The organism is Pseudothauera hydrothermalis (genome assembly GCF_003345255.1).
GTDB classification, from domain to species: Bacteria; Pseudomonadota; Gammaproteobacteria; order Burkholderiales; family Rhodocyclaceae; genus Pseudothauera; species Pseudothauera hydrothermalis.
This window is the reverse complement of sequence record NZ_CP029331.1, coordinates 1,681,724-1,704,595: the sequence shown is the minus strand read 5'-3', so window position 1 is coordinate 1,704,595 and position 22,872 is coordinate 1,681,724. Positions and strand designations below refer to the sequence as shown.

General features: G+C 63.7%; 29 protein-coding genes. 13 read left to right on the top strand and 16 right to left on the bottom strand.

What is annotated here, in order from left to right:
• Window positions 1-11 precede the first annotated feature (11 nt).
• Both DIE29_RS08255 and DIE29_RS08250 read left to right on the top strand, forming a co-directional pair.
• Window positions 12-386 carry an Hsp20/alpha crystallin family protein gene (locus DIE29_RS08255; protein ID WP_102041543.1) on the top strand — a complete coding sequence of 125 codons (375 nt, stop codon included), beginning with the start codon at window positions 12-14 and terminating at the stop codon, window positions 384-386.
• A 185-nt stretch (window positions 387-571) separates the two neighbouring features.
• Window positions 572-2,260 carry an AMP-binding protein gene (locus DIE29_RS08250; protein ID WP_114649645.1) on the top strand — a complete coding sequence of 563 codons (1,689 nt, stop codon included), beginning with the start codon at window positions 572-574 and terminating at the stop codon, window positions 2,258-2,260.
• A 32-nt stretch (window positions 2,261-2,292) separates the two neighbouring features.
• On the opposite strand, the gene DIE29_RS08245 is transcribed toward DIE29_RS08250, so the two are convergent.
• A complete protein-coding gene (locus DIE29_RS08245) occupies window positions 2,293-4,479 on the bottom strand; it encodes a PAS domain-containing sensor histidine kinase (RefSeq protein WP_114649644.1) in 2,187 nt (728 codons plus the stop codon).
• A 148-nt stretch (window positions 4,480-4,627) separates the two neighbouring features.
• On the opposite strand from DIE29_RS08245, the gene tadA reads away from it, so the two are divergent.
• The 3 genes from tadA to DIE29_RS08230 are packed head-to-tail and all read left to right on the top strand — an operon-like array spanning window position 4,628 to window position 6,031.
• Entirely contained in the window at window positions 4,628-5,092 is a 465-nt protein-coding gene (tadA, locus tag DIE29_RS08240; protein WP_102041546.1) for a tRNA adenosine(34) deaminase TadA, read from the top strand.
• Between the two features lie 14 nt (window positions 5,093-5,106).
• Window positions 5,107-5,586 carry a L,D-transpeptidase gene (locus DIE29_RS08235; RefSeq protein ID WP_114649643.1) on the top strand — a complete coding sequence of 160 codons (480 nt, stop codon included), beginning with the start codon at window positions 5,107-5,109 and terminating at the stop codon, window positions 5,584-5,586.
• Between the two features lie 4 nt (window positions 5,587-5,590).
• Complete coding sequence (locus DIE29_RS08230) at window positions 5,591-6,031, top strand: GNAT family N-acetyltransferase (RefSeq protein WP_114649642.1); 441 nt, start codon at window positions 5,591-5,593, stop codon at window positions 6,029-6,031.
• Here DIE29_RS08230 and DIE29_RS08225 read toward each other — a convergent pair.
• Genes DIE29_RS08225 through ygfZ form a run of 3 tightly spaced genes read right to left on the bottom strand, consistent with a single transcriptional unit; the run spans window position 6,028 to window position 8,124 of the window.
• On the bottom strand, window positions 6,028-6,807 hold the full coding sequence (locus DIE29_RS08225) for an NRDE family protein (protein WP_102041549.1): 780 nt from the start codon (window positions 6,805-6,807) through the stop codon (window positions 6,028-6,030). The two genes, DIE29_RS08230 and DIE29_RS08225, sit on opposite strands and share 4 nt — an antisense overlap.
• Window positions 6,798-7,103, bottom strand: a complete 306-nt coding sequence (locus DIE29_RS08220; RefSeq protein WP_102041550.1) for a DUF4936 family protein — start codon at window positions 7,101-7,103, stop codon at window positions 6,798-6,800. Before DIE29_RS08220 ends, DIE29_RS08225 begins: the two co-directional genes overlap by 10 nt.
• A 4-nt stretch (window positions 7,104-7,107) precedes the next feature.
• On the bottom strand, window positions 7,108-8,124 hold the full coding sequence (gene ygfZ, locus DIE29_RS08215; RefSeq protein WP_114649641.1) for a CAF17-like 4Fe-4S cluster assembly/insertion protein YgfZ: 1,017 nt from the start codon (window positions 8,122-8,124) through the stop codon (window positions 7,108-7,110).
• A 148-nt stretch (window positions 8,125-8,272) separates the two neighbouring features.
• On the opposite strand from ygfZ, the gene mltG reads away from it, so the two are divergent.
• The 8 genes from mltG (at window position 8,273) to DIE29_RS08180 (ending at window position 14,534) form a co-directional block, all read left to right on the top strand.
• Complete coding sequence (gene mltG / locus DIE29_RS08210; RefSeq protein ID WP_114649640.1) at window positions 8,273-9,274, top strand: endolytic transglycosylase MltG; 1,002 nt, start codon at window positions 8,273-8,275, stop codon at window positions 9,272-9,274.
• Window positions 9,271-9,903: a dTMP kinase gene (tmk, locus tag DIE29_RS08205; RefSeq protein ID WP_102041553.1), complete on the top strand. Its 633-nt coding sequence runs from the start codon at window positions 9,271-9,273 to the stop codon at window positions 9,901-9,903. The genes mltG and tmk overlap by 4 nt, the downstream gene beginning before the upstream one ends.
• Window positions 9,900-10,952, top strand: a complete 1,053-nt coding sequence (holB, locus tag DIE29_RS08200) for a DNA polymerase III subunit delta' (protein WP_108080007.1) — start codon at window positions 9,900-9,902, stop codon at window positions 10,950-10,952. Before tmk ends, holB begins: the two co-directional genes overlap by 4 nt.
• Window positions 10,949-11,314: a PilZ domain-containing protein gene (locus DIE29_RS08195; RefSeq protein ID WP_108080008.1), complete on the top strand. Its 366-nt coding sequence runs from the start codon at window positions 10,949-10,951 to the stop codon at window positions 11,312-11,314. The genes holB and DIE29_RS08195 overlap by 4 nt, the downstream gene beginning before the upstream one ends.
• Window positions 11,315-11,389: 75 nt before the next feature.
• On the top strand, window positions 11,390-12,163 hold the full coding sequence (locus DIE29_RS08190; RefSeq protein ID WP_114649639.1) for a TatD family hydrolase: 774 nt from the start codon (window positions 11,390-11,392) through the stop codon (window positions 12,161-12,163).
• Entirely contained in the window at window positions 12,147-12,803 is a 657-nt protein-coding gene (locus DIE29_RS08185) for an ankyrin repeat domain-containing protein (RefSeq protein WP_114649638.1), read from the top strand. The genes DIE29_RS08190 and DIE29_RS08185 overlap by 17 nt, the downstream gene beginning before the upstream one ends.
• A 271-nt stretch (window positions 12,804-13,074) precedes the next feature.
• The gene (locus DIE29_RS14595; RefSeq protein WP_162860616.1) at window positions 13,075-13,248 is read left to right on the top strand and encodes a c-type cytochrome; all 174 of its coding nucleotides are present in this window, start codon (window positions 13,075-13,077) and stop codon (window positions 13,246-13,248) included.
• Window positions 13,249-13,256: 8 nt separating this feature from the next.
• Window positions 13,257-14,534: an NAD(P)/FAD-dependent oxidoreductase gene (locus tag DIE29_RS08180; RefSeq protein ID WP_114649637.1), complete on the top strand. Its 1,278-nt coding sequence runs from the start codon at window positions 13,257-13,259 to the stop codon at window positions 14,532-14,534.
• Between the two features lie 43 nt (window positions 14,535-14,577).
• Here DIE29_RS08180 and nifM read toward each other — a convergent pair whose 3' ends face one another.
• The 12 genes from nifM to DIE29_RS08120 all read right to left on the bottom strand — a co-directional run bounded on the left by nifM (window position 14,578) and on the right by DIE29_RS08120 (window position 22,622).
• Window positions 14,578-15,432, bottom strand: a complete 855-nt coding sequence (gene nifM / locus DIE29_RS08175) for a nitrogen fixation protein NifM (RefSeq protein WP_108080012.1) — start codon at window positions 15,430-15,432, stop codon at window positions 14,578-14,580.
• On the bottom strand, window positions 15,429-15,893 hold the full coding sequence (locus DIE29_RS08170) for a nitrogen fixation protein NifZ (RefSeq protein WP_114650287.1): 465 nt from the start codon (window positions 15,891-15,893) through the stop codon (window positions 15,429-15,431). The genes nifM and DIE29_RS08170 overlap by 4 nt, the downstream gene beginning before the upstream one ends.
• A 36-nt stretch (window positions 15,894-15,929) precedes the next feature.
• Window positions 15,930-16,247 carry a nitrogenase-stabilizing/protective protein NifW gene (nifW, locus tag DIE29_RS08165; RefSeq protein WP_108080013.1) on the bottom strand — a complete coding sequence of 106 codons (318 nt, stop codon included), beginning with the start codon at window positions 16,245-16,247 and terminating at the stop codon, window positions 15,930-15,932.
• 58 nt (window positions 16,248-16,305) lie between these two features.
• A complete protein-coding gene (cysE, locus tag DIE29_RS08160) occupies window positions 16,306-17,127 on the bottom strand; it encodes a serine O-acetyltransferase (RefSeq protein WP_114649636.1) in 822 nt (273 codons plus the stop codon).
• Window positions 17,128-17,130: 3 nt separating this feature from the next.
• Window positions 17,131-18,303: a homocitrate synthase gene (gene nifV / locus DIE29_RS08155; protein ID WP_114649635.1), complete on the bottom strand. Its 1,173-nt coding sequence runs from the start codon at window positions 18,301-18,303 to the stop codon at window positions 17,131-17,133.
• Window positions 18,304-18,324: 21 nt separating this feature from the next.
• A complete protein-coding gene (gene nifS, locus DIE29_RS08150; RefSeq protein ID WP_114649634.1) occupies window positions 18,325-19,554 on the bottom strand; it encodes a cysteine desulfurase NifS in 1,230 nt (409 codons plus the stop codon).
• A 97-nt stretch (window positions 19,555-19,651) separates the two neighbouring features.
• Entirely contained in the window at window positions 19,652-20,539 is an 888-nt protein-coding gene (nifU, locus tag DIE29_RS08145) for a Fe-S cluster assembly protein NifU (RefSeq protein ID WP_114649633.1), read from the bottom strand.
• A 16-nt stretch (window positions 20,540-20,555) separates the two neighbouring features.
• Window positions 20,556-20,879 carry a HesB/IscA family protein gene (locus tag DIE29_RS08140; protein ID WP_102041567.1) on the bottom strand — a complete coding sequence of 108 codons (324 nt, stop codon included), beginning with the start codon at window positions 20,877-20,879 and terminating at the stop codon, window positions 20,556-20,558.
• 327 nt (window positions 20,880-21,206) lie between these two features.
• Window positions 21,207-21,665: a hypothetical protein gene (locus DIE29_RS08135; protein ID WP_159074609.1), complete on the bottom strand. Its 459-nt coding sequence runs from the start codon at window positions 21,663-21,665 to the stop codon at window positions 21,207-21,209.
• Window positions 21,617-21,907 carry a ferredoxin III, nif-specific gene (fdxB, locus tag DIE29_RS08130; RefSeq protein ID WP_102041569.1) on the bottom strand — a complete coding sequence of 97 codons (291 nt, stop codon included), beginning with the start codon at window positions 21,905-21,907 and terminating at the stop codon, window positions 21,617-21,619. The genes DIE29_RS08135 and fdxB overlap by 49 nt, the downstream gene beginning before the upstream one ends.
• Window positions 21,886-22,137, bottom strand: a complete 252-nt coding sequence (locus DIE29_RS08125; protein ID WP_102041570.1) for a CCE_0567 family metalloprotein — start codon at window positions 22,135-22,137, stop codon at window positions 21,886-21,888. The genes fdxB and DIE29_RS08125 overlap by 22 nt, the downstream gene beginning before the upstream one ends.
• Window positions 22,138-22,148: 11 nt before the next feature.
• Window positions 22,149-22,622, bottom strand: coding sequence for a NifX-associated nitrogen fixation protein (locus DIE29_RS08120; RefSeq protein WP_102041571.1), 474 nt, complete (start codon window positions 22,620-22,622; stop codon window positions 22,149-22,151).
• Window positions 22,623-22,872 lie beyond the last annotated feature (250 nt).

Here is a 22,872-nt window from a genome sequence, read left to right as displayed (position 1 = left end):
AGGATAAGGTCATGAGCGAACAGGTTAGCACTCAAGATAAAGCCGTGCGCGAAGAAGCCGCGCTGCTGCCCCCGGTCGATGTCATCGAAGATGCAGGCGGCATCACGCTGTATGCCGATTTGCCTGGGGTGAGCAAGGAGGCGTTGCAAATCCATGTGGAAGGCGAAACGCTCACCCTGGAGGGGCCGCTGACGCTCAGCGCACCGGCCGGCATGGAGGCCACGCATGTCGAAGTCGATGTGCCGCGTTATCGGCGGGTTTTTACCTTGTCCAAAGAGCTCGACAGCGCCGAAATGTCGGCTTCGTTCCAGCACGGTGTGCTCACGCTGCGCATCCCCAAGGCTGCGCACGCGCAACCGCGCAAGATTGCGATCGAAGTGGTCTGAGGCGTGAGAGGGCCAAGCGAAGCGCGCAGATGCCGGTGAGGGCGCGCTTCGCGAGGACGTCTGCTTGATTGACGTTGACGTTAACGTCACAATGGAACATTCGGCTTGACCGCCCCCTGTCAGCGCCACCTATCAGGCTGGCGGCCACTTGCAGCCGTTGAAAGTCCATCACTCAAGGAGACGCCATGACCGCCCTCGCGCAGTTTTTGCAAGCGCGCGACTTTTTGCTCGCGCATCGCACCGACTATGCCACGGCCTATGCCGGTTTTCGGTGGCCGCAGCTTGCTGAGTTCAACTGGGCACTCGATTATTTCGACGTCATGGCTCGGGGCAACGATGCACCCGCTTTATGGATCGTCGAAGAGGATGGGCGCGAAGCACGGCTGAGTTTCGCCGAACTGTCGCAGCGTTCCAACCAGGTGGCTAACTGGCTGCGTGCTCAGGGCGTCAAGCGTGGCGACCGTGTCTTGCTGATGCTGGGCAACGAGGTGCCGCTTTGGGAAACCATGCTGGCGGCCATCAAGCTGGGGGCGGTGGTGATTCCGGCCACCACGCTGCTGACTGCCGACGACCTGGCCGACCGCATGACGCGCGGTCAGGTGGCGCATGTAGTGATTGGCGTTGCCCACGCGGATAAGTTTGCAAACCTCGCAGGCGACTACACCCGCATCGTGGTTGGCGGCGCCCGCGAAGGCTGGCTGGACTTTGCCGACAGCCATGGTGCGTCGGCCGAGTTCGAGCCCGACGGGGCCACCCGCGCCACCGATCCGTTGCTGCTCTACTTCACCTCCGGCACCACATCGCGGCCCAAGCTGGTGCAGCACACCCATCAGTCCTACCCCGTGGGCCATTTGTCCACCATGTACTGGATCGGTCTGCAGCCAGGCGACCGCCACATGAACATCAGCTCGCCGGGTTGGGCCAAGCACGCCTGGAGCTGTTTCTTTGCGCCGTGGAATGCCGGTGCCTGCGTGTTCCTGTACAACTACTCGCGCTTTGACGCCCGCGCCCTGCTCGATGTGTTGGTGAAGTACGAGGTCACCACCCTGTGCGCACCGCCCACGGTGTGGCGCATGTTGATCCAGCACGACCTGGCGGCGGTGAAGACCCGTCTGCGCGAGCTGGTCGGCGCCGGAGAGCCGCTCAACCCGGAAGTCATCGAACAGGTCAAACGCGCCTGGGGGCTTACCATCCGCGACGGCTTCGGTCAGACCGAGACCACCGCCCAGGTTGGCAACACCCCAGGGCAGCCGCTCAAACCCGGTTCCATGGGGCGTCCGCTGCCGGGCTATCGCATTGCCCTGCTGGATGCCGAAGGCCGACCGTCGACCGAGGGCGAAATTGCGTTGCCGCTGGAAGCGCGTCCGCTGGGCTTGATGGCCGGTTACGCCGGCGATGCGGAAAAGACCGCTGAAGTGATGCGCGATGGGCATTATCACACTGGCGATGTGGCCAGCATCGATGAGGATGGTTACATCACTTATGTGGGTCGTGCCGACGATGTGTTCAAGGCTTCCGATTACCGTATCAGCCCCTTCGAGCTGGAGAGTGTGTTGATCGAGCATCCTGCGGTAGCCGAGGCCGCGGTGGTGCCCAGCCCCGATCCGCTCCGTCTGGCCGTACCCAAGGCTTGCGTGATTCTGGCGCCGGGCTTTGTGCCCAGTGCCGAGCTGGCGCGCGACATTCTGGCTTTTGCGCGCGGCAAACTCGCACCCTACAAGCGTATCCGCCGCTTGGCTTTTGTCGATCTGCCCAAGACCATCTCGGGCAAAATCCGCCGCGTGGAGCTACGCAAGGCGGAGGAGGGGCGCGATCCGACGGTGCGCGGCGAACACGAGTTCTTCGAGGAAGATTTCCCTGATCTCAAAGGCTGAACTGCGCGCGGCGCCGCGGGCTGCGCGTCGCATCACGCATTGTCGGCGGGTGGGGCGGCGGCTGATCGGTCGCTGTGGCGCCCCAGCGTAAAACAGAAGCGTGCGCCTTTGTCCGGCTCGCCGTGTGCCCAAATGCGGCCACCGTGGCGCGCAACGATACGCGCCACGGTGGCCAGGCCAATACCGGTACCTTCGAACTCGCGTTCATGGTGCAGACGCTGGAAGGCGCCGAACAGTTTGTCGGCATAGCGCATGTCGAAACCGGCGCCGTTATCCTGCACGCAGTAGCCGTCTTCGCCGGCCTCGTCGCGTATGCGGCCGATCCGAATCTGCGCCTCGTCGCGCCGGCTGGTGAATTTCCAGGCATTACCCAGTAGGTTTTCCAGTGCAATGCGCAGCAGGCTGGGGTCTGCATCGACCTGTAGATCGGGTTCGATGTCAAAGCGCACGCTACGCTGCGGGTCGCTGTGTTGGAGTTCCTGGGCGATCTCGGCGGCCAGTGCAGACAAATCGACACGTCGACGTTCAAGGTTTTGACGCGACACACGGGCCAAGTTGAGCAAGTCGTCGATCAGCATGCCCATGCGTTGTACCGCCGCACGCATGCGCTGAAACAGCAGGCGGGCTTCGTCGTCGAAGGCGTGGCCGTAGTCGCTGGCAAGGATGGCGCTATAGCCGTCGATGGCGCGCAGCGGCGCGCGCAAGTCGTGGGATACCGAATAGCTGAAGGATTCCAGCTCTTTGAGCGCAGCGGTCAGTTGCGCGGTGCGTTCGGCCACGCGCGCTTCCAGCTCACGGTTGATGTCGCGCATACTGGCTTCGATTGCCAGTTGCTCCGAGATGTCCGAGGCGATGCACAACAGGCGGGTTTCACTTTCGAGTTCGACACTGCGGGCGAGAAAATCGAACGGTAGTGTCCGGCCGTCGCGGGTGATGAGCTCGGCGCGTGCGCTGGCCTTGCCTTGTTGCAGTGCGCAGGCCATGCGCTCTCTCAACAGCGCGTTGTCCTTGGGGGCGACCAGGCGCATCGCCATCATGTTGGCAATTTCTTCATCCTCATAACCCAGTAACTGCGAGAAAAAACGATTCCAGAGCGAAATGGTGCCGTCCGGGCGGATGACCAACAAGGCAACAGGCAGACTGTCGATCAGCGTGCGGGTAAAGCGTAGTTCGCTTTGCAGGCGCGCTTCGGCGCGTTTGCGTTCGGTGATGTCGCCGATCGATCCGACCATACGGTAGGCACGGCCGTGTTCATCGCGTTGAGCCAGCCCGCGGGCCAGCACCCAACGGAATTCTCCTTTGCGGTCGAGCACCCGGTATTCGCACTCGAAGTGCGGGGTTTGACCCTTGAGATGAGCGATCAATGCGGATTGGAAGCGGGCGCGGTCCTGCGTGTGGATGAGTTTGAGCCACTCATCGCTGGTGGTGCGTTGGTGCTCGCCTTCGGCACCGAGCAGGCTGAGCAGGCGGCTGGAAAGAAACAACGAATGGCTGACCGGGTTCCAGTCCCATAAACCTTCGTTGGTGCCACGCATGGCCAGCGCATAGCGGGTCTCGCTTTCGTTCAACATGCTCTCGGCTTCATGCTGCGCCGAGATGTCCTCCACGATGCCAACGCCGCCGCTGACCTTGCCTTCGGCATCGAACACCGGCGTGGTGCGCAGGTTGATGCGGATTTGGCGACCGGACAGGGTGGCGAGGTATTCACCGGTGTAGCGTCCGGGCTGACCGCTCAACGCATCGCGTAGCGCGTCCAGAATGCGCAGATCGCGCAGTGTTCCCATGTCCAGGCGCTGCAGGGCATGGGGCGGCGCCCGCAGAATTTGCGCAAAGCGGTCATTGAACTCGGTGATGCGCAAATCGGTGTCGTAATGAAAAATGCCCACCGGCAGGTTGTTCACAAGCAAGCGATAACGAACGTCATCGCCCGGCTCTTGCGCCGATTGCTCGGGTTCGGGGGCGGCAGCGTGTTGCATGCTGCCCAGGGTCGTCCGGACGGTCCGCATCCGGCTGGCGACGATCGCGGCTAGCGGGGCAAGCACTACGAAGCCCCAGAATTGCAGCGTGGTGGCAGCATGCTGCAAACCCAGTGCTGCGCTCAGCGGATCGGCGAGCAGCGACACGATGATCGCCCAGACGATATACGCGACAAGGCCGCGCAACGCCGCCGCAGCGTTGCACGGTTGAGTCGTCTGGCGCGGGGTCGGGGGCTGGGTCATGAGTCATGGATAATACGATGGTTATAGGTGTCGACTATTCGGGTAATCCGCAGTCGGGTATACCCACCGCCGCTTGCCGACACGGCCTGGCGTGTTGTGCGGGCGGCTCGGGTACACTTGCGGCCTGAGCGGTCAAACGGTCGATGAGATGACGGATGAGGATTACATGCGCGCCGCACTGGAGCAGGCCCACCTGGCGGGCCGTTGCGGTGAGGTGCCGGTGGGCGCGGTAGTGGTCTGCGATGGGCAGATTGTCGGGCGTGGTTTCAACCAGCCCATCGGTCGCCACGACCCCACTGCGCACGCGGAGGTGATGGCGCTGCGCGATGCTGGCCAACGTCTGGGCAATTACCGTCTGCCGGGCTGCGAGCTCTATGTGACGCTGGAACCTTGTGCCATGTGTTCGGGCGCGATCATGCATGCACGGCTGAGCCGGGTGGTGTTTGGGGCGCGCGATCCCAAAACCGGTGTGGCTGGCAGTGTGATCGACTTGTTCCAGGAAAAACGCTTGAATCATCACGCCACCATCGTCGGTGGGGTGCTGGCCGAAGAGTGCGGGGCGTTGCTGTCGGGCTTTTTCGCCGCGCGCCGCAAAAAAGCGCTGAGCGTCTGAGGGCTGTTGCGAGGATGCGGATCGAAGTGAGTTTGTCGCGCCAGCAATTGGCGCTATTTGGCGATGACGGCGCTTGCATTCGCCGCTATCCGATCTCGACCGCGGCGCGCGGCCCCGGCGAGTTGCGCGACAGCGGGTGCACGCCGCGCGGCCGTCATGTGGTACGTGCCAAGATCGGGGCGGGGATGCCAGCCGGCACGGTATTTCGCGCACGGCGGCCCACCGGTGAGCGCTGGAGCCCGGAACTGGCGGCCGCCCAGCCTGGGCGCGACTGGATTTTGTCGCGCATTTTATGGCTGTCGGGCTGTGAGCCGGGGCGTAACCGCTTGGGTGCGGTCGACAGCATGCGGCGCTACATTTACATCCACGGCACCGGCGACGATCAACCGATGGGCGAGCCGCGCTCCCACGGCTGCATCCGTATGCGCAACCGCGACATCATCGAGCTGTTCGAATTGGTGGCCGCTGGCACCGAGGTTTTGATCCAGGAGTAAGTCCATGCAGTCAAGCTCAGCGTTGCGCATCGTAGGCTGGGCCGAGGCCGAAGCGCTGGTCATGCCCTTACGCGAGGCGGTGTTTGTCATCGAACAGGGCGTGCCGGCCGCGCTCGAGCGTGACGAGTTCGATGCGGTCAGCCGACATGCGGTGGTCACCGACCCTGCCGGCCGGGTGGTGGCTACGGGTCGCCTGCTGCCCGACGGTCACATCGGTCGCATGGCAGTGGCCGCCGATGTGCGCGGTTGCGGCCTGGGCGGACGGGTGTTGGAAGCTTTGGTGGCGGAAGCGGTGGCGCAGGGTTGCGATCAGGTGGTGGTCAACGCGCAGGTGCACGCCGAACCTTTTTACCGTCGTCACGGCTTTGTGCCCGAAGGGGAGGTGTTCATCGACGCCGGTATCGAACACCGGCGCATGCGCCGCTTCTGCCGCGGGGCGCGCTAGCCGCGGGCGCTCGGCTGTTCGATGGTGAAACCGTAGGTGGCTTCGCTTGCTAGGGTGCCGTCCGCTGCCCAGGTCCACTCGCGCAGCCTGACTTGGCCATCGCGCCGAACGGCCAGAAAAGTCGAGCAGCGCGTGCCGTAGCCGGGCGCGCGAATGAAAGCGGGCGACAGCCAGCGCTCCCACTCCAGACCGACCCCGGTGTGCGGCAGGTGCTCGTCCGCTGCGTGTTCGCGGTCACGCAGAAGCGCCAGTATGGCTGCCTCATCCGGCTCATCGCCCAAGGCAGCGGCAAAGCGCTCTCGCGCCAGGCGGACCTTGGGCCAGGGGGTATCGAGCAGATGATTGGACAAACCGTAGATGCCGGGTGTCAGCAAGCGCACCTCACCCGTGGTGCTGGCGTATAGGCCGAGTTGTTCGCCGTCGCTCACCAGCAGGTTGAAGGCGGCGTAGTGCGCGCTGCGCGCGGCGATCCCTGCAAGTGTTTGTGCGGCATCGTCGCGGGTTTTCAGACAGTCGCGCACCAACAGGCCGCGTGAGGGCGCACCCTCACGGCGCAAAGCGGGGTCGCGGAAATTGGTCAACGCAGCAAAGCGGCCGTTGCGGCTCACGCCCAGCCATGTGCCGCCGCCTTCGAGGTCGCGCCCGGCCAGAATCTCTGGGGCGTCCGGCCACCAGTGTGCCGCACTTGCCGGACGCGCCAGAAACTCATCGCGGTTGGCTGCCACCACCAGCGGATAGTCGTGATGCGCACGCCAAGCCAGCACGATCAGACACATTGTACGAATTGCTCCAGATGGCGGGCGCTGCCCGGTTCGAGCAGCTCACCAAGCTTGTGCTCGGCCACCGTTTCAGCCAGGGCATGCTCGAAGCCGGCCGGGTCGGTGACCGCCTCGTAGATTTCCATCCAGGTGCGCGGATCGCCGCGTCGCCGCATGAGCCGGCCGCTGACCCCGGTACGCCGCGCCAAGGCCGCCTGCATGGCCAGAATGCCGGCTGCCGCATCCTGTTGGTCGATGTCTTCACGCAGACGGAAATACACGTAGAAGTCGATCGGTTCGGTGCTGCGGTCCATGAGCTCAGTCCAGCGGGTAGGGCAGCTCGAGGAAGGTCAGGCGCGGCCCTTCGGGGCGGCCCAGGTGGACTTCGCCCGCTTCCCGGCTGCTGGTCTGCAAGACCGCCAGCGCCTCGAAACCGCCGCCCGGCGCTGGCGCGGCATTGACGATTTGTCCGGCCGACTGTTCGCCGAACTGTGGTGCGTAAAGGTCGTCGGCCGGCGCGGGGGCCGTGTCGCTATCGATATGTACCCGGTACATGCGTTTTTTGAGTTTGCCCAAGTATTGGGTGCGGGCGACGATTTCCTGCCCCGGATAACAGCCTTTCTTGAAACTGACGCCGCCGATGAGTTCGAAATTGAGCATTTGCGCTACGAAAAGCTCTTGCGTGGCCGCGGTGATCAGCGGCAGACCGGCGCGGATCATGGCCAGCATCCAGGCGTCGGTGCCGGCTGCGGCCGCACCGGCTTGGCGCAGCGCGGCGAAGTGTGCGGCGGCCTGCTCGGTGGGAATGACCAGAATGTAGCTAGTCGTGGTCAGGCGAATGACGCGCGCCTGGTCTGCAGCGTGGTGGCGCATCGGCATTGCCGGGCGGGGCAGGCCGGCGTTTTCCAGAACCGCCTCGGCCTGCGGGCCGCTTAGACCGATCAGCGCCAGTTCGGAGCTGGCGTCACTGAGCGCGACTTTGCTGCGCAAAATGTACATCGACAGCTTCTTGAGAATTGCCGGTTGTATGTCGGCAGCCAGCGCAGCCAAGTGGCCATCGGCCTCACGCCACATCAGTAAGCTCGCCAGCATGCGCCCTTTGGGGGTGTTGAAGCTGTTGTGGATGACGGCGTCTTCGGCCAGTTTATTGACTTCGTTGGAGAGCAGATTATGTAAAAACGGCGCGGAATCTTCGCCGCGGCTACGGATCAGCCCCAGATGCAGCAGTGGCACCACGACAGTGGCGTCGTCTGCGGGGTGTTGGTGAAAGCGGACGTGACCGGCGTCGATTTGGGCGCCGGTCTGGGCAAGATAGTCGGTCCAGGTCGTGTTCATGATTTGGGTGTTGCGCAGTCGGATGTTTGGATTGCGCCGCGCGCGGCCGGCTTGGGGCGCAGAACGTGAAGTATTATAGAGCCCCCCTGCCGGGGGCTGCCGTGCTGTTTGCGGGGCGTTCCGGCGCGCACGCCACCAACCTTTACGCATGAAGCTCCTGCTGCGCCTTCTCATTGTGTTCGTCGTGCTTGCCGGCCTGGGCGGGGCGGCGCTGTGGTGGATCGCCGCCCGCCCGTTGGTGCTGCCCGCCCCGGTGGTCGACTTCACCGTGCCGCGCGGACACAACCTGCGGCAAGCGGCCAACACGATCGCCGCTGCCGGCGTGCCGGTCGATCCCCGTGTGCTCTACTGGACAGCGCGCCTTGCGGGCAAAGCAGAGTACATCAAGGCCGGCAGCTATGAAGTGCATAGCGGGCTGACCCTCTGGCAATTGATTCTCAAGTTGTCGAACGGCGATGTCGCTCAGGCCGATCTGACCGTGCCCGAAGGCTGGACCTTCCGGCAGCTACGCGCAGCCATCGAGGCGCATCCGCTGCTCACTCAGGACGCCAGAGATTTGTCGGATGAAGACATTTTGCAGCGCATCGGCGCGGCTGAGACCCACCCAGAAGGGCTGTTCTTTCCCGATACCTATCTGTTCGACAAGCATTCCAGCGCGCTGGCGCTTTACCGGCGCGCCTACCAGGCCATGCAACAGGTGCTGCAGCGCGAGTGGGCGACACGCCAGGCGGATCTGCCGCTGGCCTCACCCTATGAGGCGCTGATTCTGGCTTCGATCATCGAAAAGGAGACCGGCCGGCCTGATGAGCGAGGGCTGGTTGCATCGGTGTTCATCAACCGGCTGCGCATCGGCATGCGCTTGCAGACCGACCCCACGGTGATCTACGGTTTGGGCGAAAGTTTCCAAGGCCGATTGCGTCGCCACCACCTGGATACCGATCATCCCTGGAATACCTATACCCGTGGCGGTTTGCCGCCGACGCCGATTGCTTTGCCGGGACGGGCGGCGCTCTATGCGGCCTTGCATCCGACAGCGTCGGATTATTTCTACTTTGTCGCCCGCGGCGATGGCAGCAGCGCCTTCTCGCGCGATCTTGCCGAGCACAACCGGGCGGTCAATCGCTACCAGCGCGGAGACAAGGGCAGTTGAAGCACGGATCATCCAAAGCGCGTTTCATCACTTTCGAGGGCATCGACGGTGCCGGCAAGAGCAGCCAAATCGACGCCGCGGTAGCCCTGCTGCGTGCGCACGGCATCGTAGTTGAGCAGACCCGGGAGCCGGGCGGCACGCCATTGGGCGAGCGCCTGCGTGAGTTGCTCCTGCATGAATCCATGGATCGGGAAACCGAGGCCATGCTGATGTTCGCCGCCCGCCGCGAGCATCTGGCTGCACGCATTCTGCCGGCGTTGGCCGCCGGACGATGGGTGGTATCCGACCGCTTCACCGACGCCACCTACGCTTACCAAGTCGGCGGACGCGGTTTGGACGAGGCGCGTTTTGCCGCGTTGGAGCAATGGGTGCATGCGGACTTTCAGCCCGACCTCACCTTGCTTTTCGATCTGCCGCCGAGGGTGGCCGCCTCCCGGCTGGCCGGTAGCGGTGCGGCGCCCGACCGCTTCGAGCGCGAGCAGCACGACTTTTTCGAGCGGGTACGGGCGGCCTATCTGCTGCGCGCCCAACGCCATCCGGAGCGGATACGGGTGATCGATGCTCACCGCTCGCCCGAGGAAGTGCGCGCGGAAGTCGAAACCATCATTAAAGCGCGCTTTCTGTCATGATCCAGCCGTGGCTGCTACCCGCCTGGCAACGTCTGCTCGACTTGGGCGAGCGGCTGCCGCATGCGCTGCTTTTCGTCGGACCGCCCGGCCTGGGCAAGCGCGAGCTGGCCGAAGCGTTGGCCGCCCGTCTGCTGTGCCAGTCCCCGGCTGCCGACGGTTACGCCTGCGGGCGCTGCCCGGCCTGCCAGTGGCGGCTTGCCGGCAACCACCCGGATCTTTTGCGCATTGTGCCGGCGGCCGAGGAGACGGCGGACATCGGCGACGCCGAAGGCGGTGCCGAGCCGTCGACCGGTAAAGCCAAGTCCGCGCAAATCCTGATCGAGCAGATTCGCGCGCTGCAGGCTGCGCTCGCGGTGACCGCACACCACGGCAGCGGCCGTGTCGTGGTGCTGGATCCGGCCGAGGCCATGAACGTCTACACCGCCAACGCATTGCTCAAGCTGCTCGAAGAGCCGCCGGCCGGCTGCGTGTTCCTGCTGGTGTCGTCCGCGCCGCGCCGGCTGTTGCCCACCATCCGCAGTCGCTGTCAGCAGTGGTCCTTTTCCAGACCGAGTAGCTCAGCGCTCCAGGCTTGGCTGGCCGCCCGGGACGGGCAGGCCGAGGCACTGTTGGCCCTTGCCGGCGGTTTGCCGCTCGCCGCCGAGCGCATGGCGGCGCAAGGTCTGGGCAGTGTGCTGAGCCGCTTCATGCGGGACATCGCCCAATTGCCGGCGGGCGATCCGTTGCGTCTGGCCGCGCAATGGGATGCGTGGCTCAAATCCAAAGAGGCGCTGGCTGCGGGTTTTGGCATGGTCACCTTGGCCGATTGGATGTTGCGCTGGGTGACCGATCTTGCTGCGCTGCGCCTGGGCGGACGGGTACGTTTCTTCCCGGCCTGCGAGGCGGTGCTTGCCGCACTTGCCGCGCGCGTCAGCATTGCCAGTGCGAGCAACTGTTACAATGAGTTTGTCCACATCCGCCGGGTTGCCCAGCATCCGCTCAATGCCCGGCTGATGCTGGAAGATATGCTGATGCGTTATAGTCGCGCGCTGTCGGAATCCACACCATGAGTGAACATGCCCATGCCCAGGTGGCACGCCCCAGCGTGCTGTCGTTGAACATCAACTCCAAATCGGCGCTCTACGCCGCTTACATGCCTTTTTTGGTCAATGGGGGCATCTTCGTGCCCACGCCCAAGCGCTATGCATTGGGCGATGAAGTATTCATGCTGCTGCAGTTGATGGACGATCCGACCAGGCATCCGGTGGCGGGCACCGTGGTGTGGGTGACCCCGCACGGGGCGCAGGGCGGCAAAACCCAAGGCGTAGGGGTGCATTTCAGCTCGGATGAAGCCGGCAAGGCGGTCAAGCATCGCATCGAGCAGATTTTGGCCGGGCACTTGGGTTCCAATCGCCCCACCCATACTTTGTGACCCATCGATCACCCGCGGCTTCGGCCGACCGGCTGTCCCTGAAGCACGCGCTCATTTGGCTCAGTCAAGCTTTGCATGTACGTCGATTCCCACTGCCATCTCGATTTTCCGGACCTGAACACTCGTCAAGACGAGGTGTTGGCGGCCATGGCCGCCAGCGCGGTGACGCACGCCTTGTGCGTTTCGGTTCGCTTGGAGGATTTTCCGGCAGTGCGTGCGCTGGCCGAGCGCCACTCCAATCTGTTTGCCTCGGTCGGTGTGCATCCGGACAACATCGATTGTGAAGAGCCCGATGAGGCCCGCCTCGTCGCGCTGGCCGATCATCCACGGGTGGTGGCCATCGGTGAGACCGGGCTGGATTACTACTGGCACAAGGACCAGCCGGAATGGCAGCGGGCGCGTTTTCGCACCCACATCCGCGCTGCGCGGCGTGCCGGCAAACCGCTGATCGTCCATACGCGCAATGCCGCTGCTGACACCCTGCGGCTGCTGCGCGAAGAGGGCGCTGACCAGGTGGGCGGGGTGATGCATTGCTTCACCGAAACGCAGGAGGTGGCCGATGCGGCGTTGGAACTTGGGTTTTATATTTCCTTTTCCGGCATCGTCACCTTCAAAAACGCCACCGCGCTCAAAGCGGTGGCCGCCCGGGTGCCGCTGGACCGTTTGCTGATCGAAACCGACGCACCCTATCTTGCGCCCGTGCCGCACCGCGGCAAAACCAATGAACCGGCGTTCGTGGTGCACGTGGCCGAAGAAATCGCCCGTCTGCGCGGCGAGTCGCCGGAACGCATTGCCCGGGTCACCACCGACAACTTTTTCAGGCTGTTCCGCCATGCTTCGCGCCATTGATCGCTGCCGACATCTGCTCATCGGTCTGATTTTTGTTTTGGCGACCGGACTTGCGGTTGCGCAAGGTGGCAGTTATGACGATGCGCTCAGCGCCGCCCGCCTGGGCGATACCCGCCAGTTGTCGGCGTTGCTGGCGCGCGGTCTGGATCCCAACACGGTGGATGCGCAAGGCAACAGCTTGTTGATTCTTGCCGCACGCGAAGGACATGCCGACACCGTTGCAAGCCTGCTGCCGTACCGGCCCAAACTGGGCTGGCGCAATCTGGCCGGCGACAGCGCGCTGATGCTGGCAGTGCTCAAGGGCCACGAGGCGGTGGTGGACCTGCTGCTCGAAGCCGGCGCACCGCTCGAACATGACGGTTGGGCGCCTTTGCACTATGCGGCTTTCGAGGGGCGGCTGTCGATTCTGGATAAGCTACTTGCCCGCGGCGCGGCAATCGACGCGCTCACTCCCAACCGGGCCACCGCCTTGATGCTCGCGGCGCGTAACGGCCATATCCAGGTGGTACGCCGCCTGCTCGGCGCGGGTGCCGACCCCACGCTCAAAAACGACCGTGGTCTGACCGCGGCGCAATGGGCGCGCGCCCAAGGCAATACCGTTATTGCCGATCTCATCGAGCAAGCGGCACCCACGCGCTGACCGTTTGCATCGTCGGCCGGCCGCCACGCCTTTTTGCAGGCCGCCAAAAGCTCTTCGCCAAATCGATGCACTTGGTATACGATTTGCATGCTTTTGGGATGATTGCCTGCGGGGCGGAGGTCATCGGTGCAAAAACATGTGCTTGCAAGTGTGCTGCTGCTGGTCGCGGGCGTGTCGACGGCCGTGGCTGCTCCAAACGATATCAAGGCCAGAGGCTGGGCGGCCGGCTGTTTTGCCTGTCACGGTCCGGACGGGCACTCCGAGGGGGGGCATGCCGACGCTGGCCGGGCGCTCGGCCGAGTTCATTTATCAAGCCTTGATCGATTTCAAAAGCGGCAAGCGCGCGGCCACGATCATGGATCGGCTTGCCAAAGGCTATTCCAATGAACAGTTGCGTCATATTGCCGAGGTGCTTGGCGCGGCAAATGACGCGGTAAAAAAGTGAGGCGCGCCATGCAACGTAGGCACTTTCTATGCGGGTTGGCGGCTTCGGCTCTCGTTGGCAGCCTGCCTTCGGGAGCTTTCGCGCAAAACGGTGCCGGCGCGCGGATCGTGGTGGTCGGCGGGGGCTTTGCCGGTGCAACCTGCGCACGCTATCTAAAGCGCTGGGCGCCCGCCGCCGAGGTGGTGTTGATCGAAGCGGCCGACGCTTTCGTGGCCTGTCCGATGAGCAATCGGGTGATTGGCGGGACGATGAGTCTGCGCGACCTGACCCGTTCGTACGCTGCGCTATCGGCCGCCCATGGCGTGCAAGTGGTACGCGATACTGTGACCGCAGTCGATGTCGGAGCACGGCGGGTGAGCCTTGCGCGCGGCGACTCGATTGCCTGGGACCGTCTGGTACTCGCCCCCGGCGTTGAATTTGCCTATGACAGCTTGCCAGGGTTGGAGCACACGGACGCCCAAGCGCAGGTGCTCCATGCCTGGGCAGCCGGACCGCAGACCCAGGCATTACGCCGCCGCCTGATGGCCTTGCCGCAAGGCGGCGTGTTTGCCATGCATATTCCACCCATGCCTTATCGCTGCCCGCCAGGCCCCTATGAGCGGGCGTGCCTGGTGGCGGGGGCGTTGCAGCGCAGCAATCCGCGCGCAAAAGTGCTGGTGTTCGATGCCAATCCGGATGTGGTGGCCAAGAAAAACCTGTTTGCCGACGCTTTCCGGAACCGTTACAAAGGCGTGATCGAATATGTGCCCAATGCCGCCTACCGGGAAATGGATGCGGCCGCCGGTACCTTGCGCTTTGATTTACAAGCGGGTGTGAAGGCCGATCTGTGGAACGTCATCCCGCCCCAACGCGCCGGCCTCATCGCCCGCCAGGCGGGGCTGGCCAATGTGGAGGGGCGCTGGTGCGAAGTGGACTTTTTGAGCTATGAATCCAAGATTGCGCCAGGTGTGCATGTGATCGGCGACGCGGTGGCTTCCGCGCCCGGGGTACCCAAGTCCGCGCATATCGCCAACCAGCAGGCCAAGGTTTGCGCGGCCGCGATTGCCGCCCTGCTCAGCGATCGACCGCTCAGCGACGAGCCCATGCTCACCAATACCTGCTACAGCTTCGTCAATGAGAAAGAGGCCGCCCATCTTGCCGCCGTCTATCGCTATGACGCGGACAAGCGGACCATGGTGGCCGTGCCGGGCGCTGGCGGCGAGTCGGCCGCAGCGACCAGCGAAGAAGGTTTCATGGCGGTGGCCTGGGCCTTCAACATTCTCAACGATACGCTGGGGCGTGCCTGAAACATGGTACGCATGCCGGCCGCAGCCTGCCTGAGGCGATCTATCAGGCCACCGTCTGGCTGGATGCTTGATTGTCCATCAGGGTTTGCAGCCAGCGCTGGGTGAGTTTGCGGGCGCGTTCTTCGGTGAGCCGCTTGCGTAGCGCTTCGGCCACTTCTGCCCAGCGCAGCGTGCGGGCCGGCTGGATGCGCTCGCAGCGCAGGATGTGCAGGCCGAGTTCCGATTCGACCACCGTGCTGAGCTGCCCGGGCTTCAGCGCAAAAAGCGCGGCATCGAGCGCGGGGAAGAGCTGCCCGCGGGCGATTTCGCCTAGCAGACCGCCGTTGAGCGCGCTTGGGCATTCGGAATGTTTCAACGCCAGTTCGGCAAAGCGCTCGGGGTGCTCGGCCAGATTGCGGGCGATCTGCGCCATGCGTTGGGTGGCGATCTCGCGTCGGTTCTCCGGTAGATCTTCGTTGATGGTGATGAGAATCTGGCGTGCGGTGCGTGTTTCCGGGGATTGAAAGCGGTGTAGGTGTGCGTAGTAAAAGATTTCCGCGTCGGTGAGCGTGACCGGCTCGACGCGCCCGCCGACACGCTCGATGATGGCTTCGACCAGCAAACTGCGTTGTACCGCCATGCGCAATCGAGCGCTATCGAGTCGTGCTTCGTCCAGTGCGCGATGAAATGCGGTTTGGTCGGCGTAGCGCGCCTGCAGCGCATCCAGGGCTTTGTCTACCGCGCCGGGTTCGAGCACGACGCCGCGCGCCTCGTCGCTACTCAGCACCAAGGACTCGATCCGCGCATAGCGCTTTGCCACCGCGCGCGCTTTGCGGCGCTGGCGTTCGTCCAGCGCGGCGCTCGACTTGCCGAACAAACGGAAGGCGGCTTGCAGCTCATGATAGGCCAGTGCTGTCATGCGGGCACCTCGCCGGGGGGCGCTTGATCGATTGCCTCCAGGGCGGCTTCCGGAACGGCCAGGACGCGGTCGCCAAAGATCACGTGGTAGTGCACCGCACCGGGTGAATCGCGCAGCACGCTCAGGATTTCGCCCACGGTGCCGCGCGGGGCGACGATTTGGCCGCGCAGCGCAAGGGCGCGGCCGGCGCGCACTCTCTCCCGCGATTCGAAACGGCTGGGCGTCCATGCCGCATCGGCGTCGATCAGTTCTTCTTCACGACAACCGACAATGCGTCCGTTATCCAGAAAATGCACGCTGTAGATGAGCTGATCTTGTAAAAAAGTGCCGATTTCGATCACCGTGCCCACACTACCCCGGCGCACCAGCAAATCGCCGGTGGACAGCCCCGGGTAGGTGCCGTCGTTGCGAACGTTGCGGATCACCCGGACTGTGTCCCCGTATTCAAATCTTGGCAGCATGGTTGACACACCGTTGCGGATGAACACATCGCGGGATCAGCGCCGTACCGCCTCGAGCGGCACGAAGGAGATACCGCTGGCCTTGCGGAAAACCGCAAACACCTTTTCGGTGAGCGCGTCCGAAGTGGCGAAATCGTGATAGGCGCGTTGCAGAAAGGCGCGGTAGTGGGCCCGTGCCGCCCGCTCGTCGCCCATCGGCGGCGGATCATGCGACAGGTAGTCGTGATAGCGCTGCAGGATATGCAGCCGATTGACCGCTACCACGGCGGGATCGAATTCGATTTCGAAGAACTGCAGAAAATCCTCGGCGGAGCTAAGTTCTGCCAGGGCGTCTTGCAAAGGGAGGTCGTTCATGGCGGGGCTCCGGTTGCTGGCTCAGGGAAGGGCGGGGTAAAGACCTGTGAGGAGGCGGTTAACAAAGAGTCCGCTCGACTTCGGGCTGGAAGGTGCAGTCTGGGCAGGCGGACGCGGTATGCGCCAGGCAATCCTTGACGGTTGCGGGTTTGCGTCCGCTCAGGGTGTGCGAATCGGCGGCTGCCGCGGCGCGCAGCCCGACCAACTCGCACTCCAGCGCGTCGATGCGTTCGCGCAGGCAGTTCAAGGTGTGGCCAACCGGATCGGGTAGCAGGTGATGATCGAGGTTGACGCCGTCGTTGGCTGCAAGGACGGGGCTGTGGCGTCGCACCGGACGCGCCGGAATGCCGACGACAGTATGGTCGGCCGGCACATTCTTGATGACCACGGAATTGGCGCCGACACGGACCCGCGCCCCCAGGGTGATGGCTCCCAGTATCTTGGCTCCGGCTCCGACCACCACGTGGTCACCGAGCGTTGGATGGCGTTTGCCGGTGTTCCAAGTGGTGCCACCCAGCGTGACGCCGTGATACAGGGTGACATCGTCGCCGATTTCCGCCGTTTCGCCAATCACGACACCGGCGCCATGGTCGATGAAGAGCCGTCGGCCGATGCGCGCACCGGGGTGAATATCGACATTGGTGGCAAGACGGGCGATGAAACTCAGCAAACGCGCGCTATAGCGCCAGCCCCGCTGCCAGAGCGCATGCGCGATGCGGTAAAAGATGATGGCGTGCACGCCCGGATAGGTGGTCAGCACCTCCCAAGTGTTGCGTGCGGCCGGATCGCGCCCGAAAACACAGCGCACATCTTCGCGCAACAGGCTCAATAGCCGCGCAGGGGCAGGCGTGGCGGTCAGGTGGGCGGTATCGCTGCGCATCGGTCAGACTCCTTGGCCGCAGAGAGATTGGCTATTGGCTAAATCCGTACGGTGGCTTTGCAGCTCGGCATAGAGGGTCTTTAATTCGTCGTCTCGCGGGCTACGCTTATGTGTGCAGACAAAACGGCGAATGCGCGCCAGCAGGCAGGCAGCTTCCTCGGCGGTCAGGCAAATGCCCAAGCTTGCGTAGGCGTTGCGGACCGCTTGTGCGCCAGAGTGCTTGCCAAGCATCAGCGTGTGGCGGCGCCCCAGCAGGGCAGGGTCGATGTGTTGGTAGTTACGTGGATCTTTCAGCAGGCCGTCGACATGGATGCCGGCTTCGTGGGTGAATGCGCCTTCGCCGACCACGCTTTTGTGCCAGCCCACCGGTCGCCCCGCGGCCCGTGCAACTTGTTCGGAAGCCTCCAGCAGACGGCGAAAATCCAAAACGTCCGTCATGCCGTGGAACAGCCGCAGACCCAGCGCCACTTCTTCCAGTGCGGCGTTGCCGGCGCGCTCACCCAGACCGTTGACCGTGGTATTCACATGACTGGCGCCGGCACGCACTGCGGCCAAGGTGTTGGCCGTGGCCAGGCCCAGGTCGTCGTGGGCGTGCATTTCGAGTTCCAGGGCGCTTGCGCGGCGCAGCGTGGAAACGATCTCGAAGGTGGCAAACGGGTCCAGCACGCCGAGCGTATCGGCAAAACGGAAACGGCGTGCGCCGGCCTCGGCTGCCGCCTGCATGACCTCGACCAAAAATGCCGGATCTGCGCGGGAGGCATCCTCGCCGCCGATGCCGACATCGAATCCGGCCTCCCGGGCTGCCGGCGTCCAGCGTGCAATGCGGGCCAGCACAGTATCGCGGCTCACACCCAGCTTATGGCGGATTTGCTGATCGGATACCGGTACCGAAAGTTCCAGCATGTGCACTGGCAGCTTGCGACAGGCGTCGATATCGGCTGCGCACAGCCGGCCCCAGACGATGAGCCGCACACCCGCCGGCACGCTGTCGGCAACGGCACGGATATCGTCACGCTCGTCCGCGCCCATCGCGGGGATGCCGATTTCCAGTTCCGGAACCCCGATGCCGGCCAGGGTGACCGCAATGGCGCACTTTTCCGCACGGGTAAACGCCACGCCGGCCGACTGCTCGCCATCGCGCAAGGTGGTGTCGTCGATGATCACCGCGGTGTCCATGATCGCGCCGCTTCCTGCGATTCAGGCATAACTCGGGTTGAACGCCTTGGCCGGATCGCTTACCGGGCCGTCGCCGCTCCAATAGGGCGACAGCTTGCGCAATTGGGCGATGATGTCCGGCACCGCGGCGGCTACCCGGTCGATTTCCTCCACCGTGTTCTCGCGCGATAGCGAAAAGCGGATGGTGCCGTGCGCGGCGGTGTAGGGAATACCCATGGCGCGCATCACATGTGAGGGCTCCAGCGAACCCGAGGTACAGGCCGAGCCGCTGGAGGCGGCAATGCCCTGCTTGGAAAGCAGCATCAGGATGGCTTCACCTTCCACGTATTCGAAAGCGATGTTCAAAGTGTTCGGCAGCCGGTGGTCGATGTCGCCGGTGGCAAAGCAACAGGGCACTGCGGAAAGAATGGCGTGCTGCAGGCGGTCGCGTAGCGCGCGCACCCGGGTGTTTTCTTCCTGCATGTGTTCCAAGGCGAGTTCGGCGGCCACACCCAGGCCAACGATGCCGGGCACGTTTTCAGTGCCGGCGCGCCGCCCGCGTTCTTGCCCGCCGCCGCGCAGCAGCGGGCGAAAACGCACCCCGCGGCGCAGGTAGAGCGCGCCAATGCCCTTGGGCCCGTGTAGTTTGTGGCCGGACAACGACAGCATGTCGATGGCCGAATGTTTGAGCGCCATCGGCAGTTTGCCGACTGCCTGGACCGCATCGGTATGAAAGAGCACGCCGGCGGCACGGGCCATTTCGGCCATTCTTTCCACCGGGAACAGGGTGCCGGTTTCGTTGTTGGCCCACATTACCGAGACCACCGCGACTTTGTTGGAGAGCAGCGCCTGGTATTCGTCCAAGTCCAGCCGGCCACGGCTGTCCACCTTGAGCTTGCGGACCGTATAGCCTTCCTTTTCCAACTGGTCGCAAAGGTGCAGCACCGCGTGGTGTTCCACCGTGGTGGTGATGATTTCCTTTTTCTCCGGGTTGGCCTTGAGCGCGGAGAGAATCGCGGTGTTGTCCGCTTCGGTGCCGCCGGAGGTGTAGATGATCTCCGAGTCGTACTCTGCGCCCAGAAGCTTTTGTAGAGAGGCCCGCGCGGTTTTGACCGCGGAAGCCACCTTGGCACCAAAGCTGTGCATCGACGAGGGGTTGCCGAACTGCTCGGTGAAAAATGGCAGCATCGCGGCCACCGCTTCCGGGGCACAGCGGGTGGTGGCGTTGTTGTCCAGGTAGATCGGTTTTGACAGGGCATTCAAGGTGCTCATGATGCGCTCCGCAGCAGTGCCGGATTTGTGGCGCCGGCGCGTTTCGGGCGGCCCGCTGCAAGAGCGCGGGCCTTGGGGCGGGCCAGGGTTGGCGCCATCAGGCCGGGGACAAGGCCGAGGGCGAGCGTGTCGATTTCACCGGAACCAGCTTGACGATTTCTCCCAAGGCGTCGATGAGCTGCTGCTCCACCCCGCTCAAGGTGAGCGCTTCCATCTGACAGCCGGCACAGGCTCCCTTCATGGCCACGTAGATGTGTTTGCCATCGACATCCACCAATTCAATGTCGCCATGGTCGCGCTGCAGGTTGGGGCGGGCGCGCTCGATAACCTGTTCGATGCGGCGGATGCGCTCCAGCGTCGACAGCTTGCCGCGCGGCTTCTTTGCTGGCGGCGGCGCCGGCGAGAAGCGCTCGCCGCGCTCGGCCAACACCCGGGCAAGGATCTCCTCGATGCCCTCGTGGCAGGACGAGCAGCCGCCGCCCGCCTTGGTGTAATGGGTCACTTGCTCCACACTGCACAGATTGTTGGCGCGGATGGTCTTTTCGATCATCGCCGAGTCGATGGCAAAGCATTTGCAGATCAGCTCGCCTTCTTCGTGATCGTCTTTCCAGGTCGTGCCGCGGTAGTTGGCCACCGCGCTTTGCAGCGCTTCGCGCCCCATCACCGAGCAGTGCATCTTTTCAGGCGGCAGGCCGCCGAGAAAATCGGCAATATCTTGATTGCTCACCTTGAGCGCTTCGTCCAGCGTTTTGCCTTTGATCATTTCGGTCAGCGCTGAACTGGAGGCGATTGCCGAACCACAGCCGAAAGTCTGAAAGCTTGCATCCAGGATTGTTTCGGTGTCCGGGTCCACTTTGAGCATCAGACGCAACGCATCGCCGCAGGAGATCGAACCGACCTCGCCAATGGCGTTGGCCTCCGGTAACGGGCCGGCGTTGCGGGGGTTATAGAAATGATCCTTGACGGTTTCGGAGTAGTCCCACATGGCGGTATCTCCCGGATCAGGCGGAGAAGGACTGCCCACAGGCGCAGCCGCCCGAGGCATTGGGGTTATCGAATTTGAAGCCGGAGCCGGTCAGCGACTCGACGTAATCCACGGTCACGCCGCTGAGCAAGGGCGCCGAGAACGGATCGATCAGAATCGTGACGCCGTCCAGCTCGACGGTGAGATCGTCATCGGCCTTTGCGCTCTCCAGCTTCATACCGTACTGCAGCCCGGAACAGCCGCCGCCTTGCACATGGATGCGTAAGCCGGCCACCGGATCGGCAGAACCGGTGATGAAACGGCTGACGGCCTTCAGCGCGGTGGGGGTCAGAGTGATCATGATCTTGGCGCTCCATAAGGGAAGGGGTGTCGAAAGACGATCTGCAAACCGCGTGCCACCCGTTCGCAGGGTGTAACACATTGATTTACATGAAGTGGTGTGTTGGCTGCGTTGTCAGATGAAACACGCGGGGTGCAGCTTGTCGGGTTTGCGACAAGGCAAGCGGGTAGTCCGGCCGCTCGCCTTGTCGCCGCGTGACCGGGCACTATGGCGTGGCCTTCCCTAAGGCGCAGGCGATCCCCGCAGGGAAAAAACCGCCATGTCGATCTGCCGCAAAATGCTTATCCGCCCGCATAGGCAGGTGTGCAAAGCACCGGCCACTGCGCCTCATCCCAGCACATGTTCGTACACCAGCCGCAAGACATCGCGTTCGGTGTCGGGCAGTCCGCGGATGTCGGTAAGGGTGACAAAGCGCCCTTGGGCGGCGGCCACCGCTTCGAAGGGCGGATCGATAGTGGTGAATTCACCCAGATGCACCGCCAGCGCGCCGCCGGCTGCCAGTAGATCGGCGTGAAATGCGCTATCGATGCGCACCGCTGCAGGGGAAAGACCCAGGCGGCTGGCAACCTGGGCGGCAAGCGGCGCTGGGTGAGGGCGCACCGCAGCCGCCGCACCAACCGCAAGCCGGGCGGCAATCACGGTATTGCCAAAGCGGGCAAAGCGCACCATGCCGCTGGTGGCTTGCTTGTGATAAAGGATCAGCGCCAGCCCGCCCATATGCGCGATGCGCCGCACACTCAACTGGCCACGGGTGCCGGGCCGTGGGTGTGGCAGCCTTTCGGGCATACCCGGGAGCATGCGCCACAGCCGATACAGTCCATCGCGTCGGCCAGGGTCATCACCATCATGTTGTCGTCGTCGAGGTCGCCGTCCAGCTCCTCGTCATCGCGCTCGACCAGGTCGAAAACCTTGCGCGGACAAACTTTGAAGCAGCGTCCGCAACCGATGCATTTCTTGGCGTCGAGGGCAAGGACAAACTGCGGCTCCCAGGTGGCGCCGCCACGGGTCAGACCGGTGATGTTGCGCATGGCATGTTCCCCGATTGGTTTGCCGCGCTGGCGAGCGTGTTCAGGCGCTCGTTGGCCTGCGCCCAAGCCTGGCATGCCTCGTATGTGGATTGGGCAATGGCAGGCAGGTCCTGGTACCCCGCGGGCAGTCGGTCTTCGACCAGATCATGTAACTGCGAAGCCCATTCACTGGCCACTCGCTTGAGCTTTTTGACTTCCTTTTCAAGCGCCTTGAGTTCCTCTTCAGTCATGCTTGCATTCCTCACAAACCGGCTACTTCAGGGTATTTGCCGATGATCTCCAGTGCCACGGCAAGGTGTTTGTCACAGTCGTCCTTCATCTTCGAGTAACTCTCAAAACCAAAGCGGTGCACATCGCGCAGGGTGCGGTCCATGACTACCAGTTTGCCCACGGTAATCAGCGCGCGCCCGAAGCCTTCATGTGTGATGTTGATCATTGGCACCGCCATCCGTCCGCATTCTTTCTCGATCAGCGCGGCGATGGCGTTGTGATAGGCCCTCACGCGTGCCAGCACGATGTCGTCCGGATCGCCGATGACCGGGATCTCACGGCGCTTTTCCTTGGTGACGATGTAAGGCGCGAGCAAGCGCTCGGGGGGCCAGTTGTCGTAGGTGCCGTAGCTGTCCATGGCGCGGGTCTGGCGCACCATTTCCTTGATGAAGTCGGTGCCGGCCAGATCGGGGTCGAGTTCCGGGACGGTGGCGGTGGTGCTCATATGTGGTTCTCCTGATCGAGTGTGCGAACGCCCGGCGCAAGCAGCACGGGCTGGAGTTGAAAACCGGGACGGCGAACGATGCGCCGCAAGGCGATGAAGCCGGCGGCCAGCCCGGCGAGGCTGGCGGCCAACACCGCGGCATCGGGCAGCGCGCAAGCGGCTGCAGCAGGGCAATCGCACCTACTTATCATACGCATAACAGATAAGCCGTTTACGATCATGCACTTAGGCACCCCCTGTTCACAGCGTC

Excerpts from the sequence above, each read along its gene's own strand:
- DIE29_RS08220 (WP_102041550.1), bottom strand. The coding sequence starts at position 7,103 with ATGGACCGCAGCACCGAACCGATCGACTTCTACGTGTATTTCCGTCTG.
- DIE29_RS08195 (WP_108080008.1), top strand. The coding sequence starts at position 10,949 with ATGAGTGAACATGCCCATGCCCAGGTGGCACGCCCCAGCGTGCTGTCG.
- mltG (WP_114649640.1), top strand. The coding sequence starts at position 8,273 with ATGAAGCTCCTGCTGCGCCTTCTCATTGTGTTCGTCGTGCTTGCCGGC.
- DIE29_RS08235 (WP_114649643.1), top strand. The coding sequence starts at position 5,107 with ATGCGGATCGAAGTGAGTTTGTCGCGCCAGCAATTGGCGCTATTTGGC.
- DIE29_RS08190 (WP_114649639.1), top strand. The coding sequence starts at position 11,390 with ATGTACGTCGATTCCCACTGCCATCTCGATTTTCCGGACCTGAACACT.
- DIE29_RS08125 (WP_102041570.1), bottom strand. The coding sequence starts at position 22,137 with ATGACTGAAGAGGAACTCAAGGCGCTTGAAAAGGAAGTCAAAAAGCTC.
- DIE29_RS08255 (WP_102041543.1), top strand. The coding sequence starts at position 12 with ATGAGCGAACAGGTTAGCACTCAAGATAAAGCCGTGCGCGAAGAAGCC.
- DIE29_RS08180 (WP_114649637.1), top strand. The coding sequence starts at position 13,257 with ATGCAACGTAGGCACTTTCTATGCGGGTTGGCGGCTTCGGCTCTCGTT.
- DIE29_RS08135 (WP_159074609.1), bottom strand. The coding sequence starts at position 21,665 with ATGCCCGAAAGGCTGCCACACCCACGGCCCGGCACCCGTGGCCAGTTG.
- tadA (WP_102041546.1), top strand. The coding sequence starts at position 4,628 with ATGACGGATGAGGATTACATGCGCGCCGCACTGGAGCAGGCCCACCTG.
- DIE29_RS14595 (WP_162860616.1), top strand. The coding sequence starts at position 13,075 with ATGCCGACGCTGGCCGGGCGCTCGGCCGAGTTCATTTATCAAGCCTTG.
- DIE29_RS08170 (WP_114650287.1), bottom strand. The coding sequence starts at position 15,893 with ATGCTGCCAAGATTTGAATACGGGGACACAGTCCGGGTGATCCGCAAC.
- nifS (WP_114649634.1), bottom strand. The coding sequence starts at position 19,554 with ATGAGCACCTTGAATGCCCTGTCAAAACCGATCTACCTGGACAACAAC.
- nifV (WP_114649635.1), bottom strand. The coding sequence starts at position 18,303 with ATGGACACCGCGGTGATCATCGACGACACCACCTTGCGCGATGGCGAG.
- nifU (WP_114649633.1), bottom strand. The coding sequence starts at position 20,539 with ATGTGGGACTACTCCGAAACCGTCAAGGATCATTTCTATAACCCCCGC.
- DIE29_RS08250 (WP_114649645.1), top strand. The coding sequence starts at position 572 with ATGACCGCCCTCGCGCAGTTTTTGCAAGCGCGCGACTTTTTGCTCGCG.
- DIE29_RS08185 (WP_114649638.1), top strand. The coding sequence starts at position 12,147 with ATGCTTCGCGCCATTGATCGCTGCCGACATCTGCTCATCGGTCTGATT.
- DIE29_RS08230 (WP_114649642.1), top strand. The coding sequence starts at position 5,591 with ATGCAGTCAAGCTCAGCGTTGCGCATCGTAGGCTGGGCCGAGGCCGAA.
- DIE29_RS08245 (WP_114649644.1), bottom strand. The coding sequence starts at position 4,479 with ATGACCCAGCCCCCGACCCCGCGCCAGACGACTCAACCGTGCAACGCT.
- fdxB (WP_102041569.1), bottom strand. The coding sequence starts at position 21,907 with ATGCGCAACATCACCGGTCTGACCCGTGGCGGCGCCACCTGGGAGCCG.
- nifW (WP_108080013.1), bottom strand. The coding sequence starts at position 16,247 with ATGAACGACCTCCCTTTGCAAGACGCCCTGGCAGAACTTAGCTCCGCC.
- DIE29_RS08225 (WP_102041549.1), bottom strand. The coding sequence starts at position 6,807 with ATGTGTCTGATCGTGCTGGCTTGGCGTGCGCATCACGACTATCCGCTG.
- DIE29_RS08120 (WP_102041571.1), bottom strand. The coding sequence starts at position 22,622 with ATGAGCACCACCGCCACCGTCCCGGAACTCGACCCCGATCTGGCCGGC.
- ygfZ (WP_114649641.1), bottom strand. The coding sequence starts at position 8,124 with ATGAACACGACCTGGACCGACTATCTTGCCCAGACCGGCGCCCAAATC.
- DIE29_RS08140 (WP_102041567.1), bottom strand. The coding sequence starts at position 20,879 with ATGATCACTCTGACCCCCACCGCGCTGAAGGCCGTCAGCCGTTTCATC.
- holB (WP_108080007.1), top strand. The coding sequence starts at position 9,900 with ATGATCCAGCCGTGGCTGCTACCCGCCTGGCAACGTCTGCTCGACTTG.
- nifM (WP_108080012.1), bottom strand. The coding sequence starts at position 15,432 with ATGACAGCACTGGCCTATCATGAGCTGCAAGCCGCCTTCCGTTTGTTC.
- cysE (WP_114649636.1), bottom strand. The coding sequence starts at position 17,127 with ATGCGCAGCGATACCGCCCACCTGACCGCCACGCCTGCCCCTGCGCGG.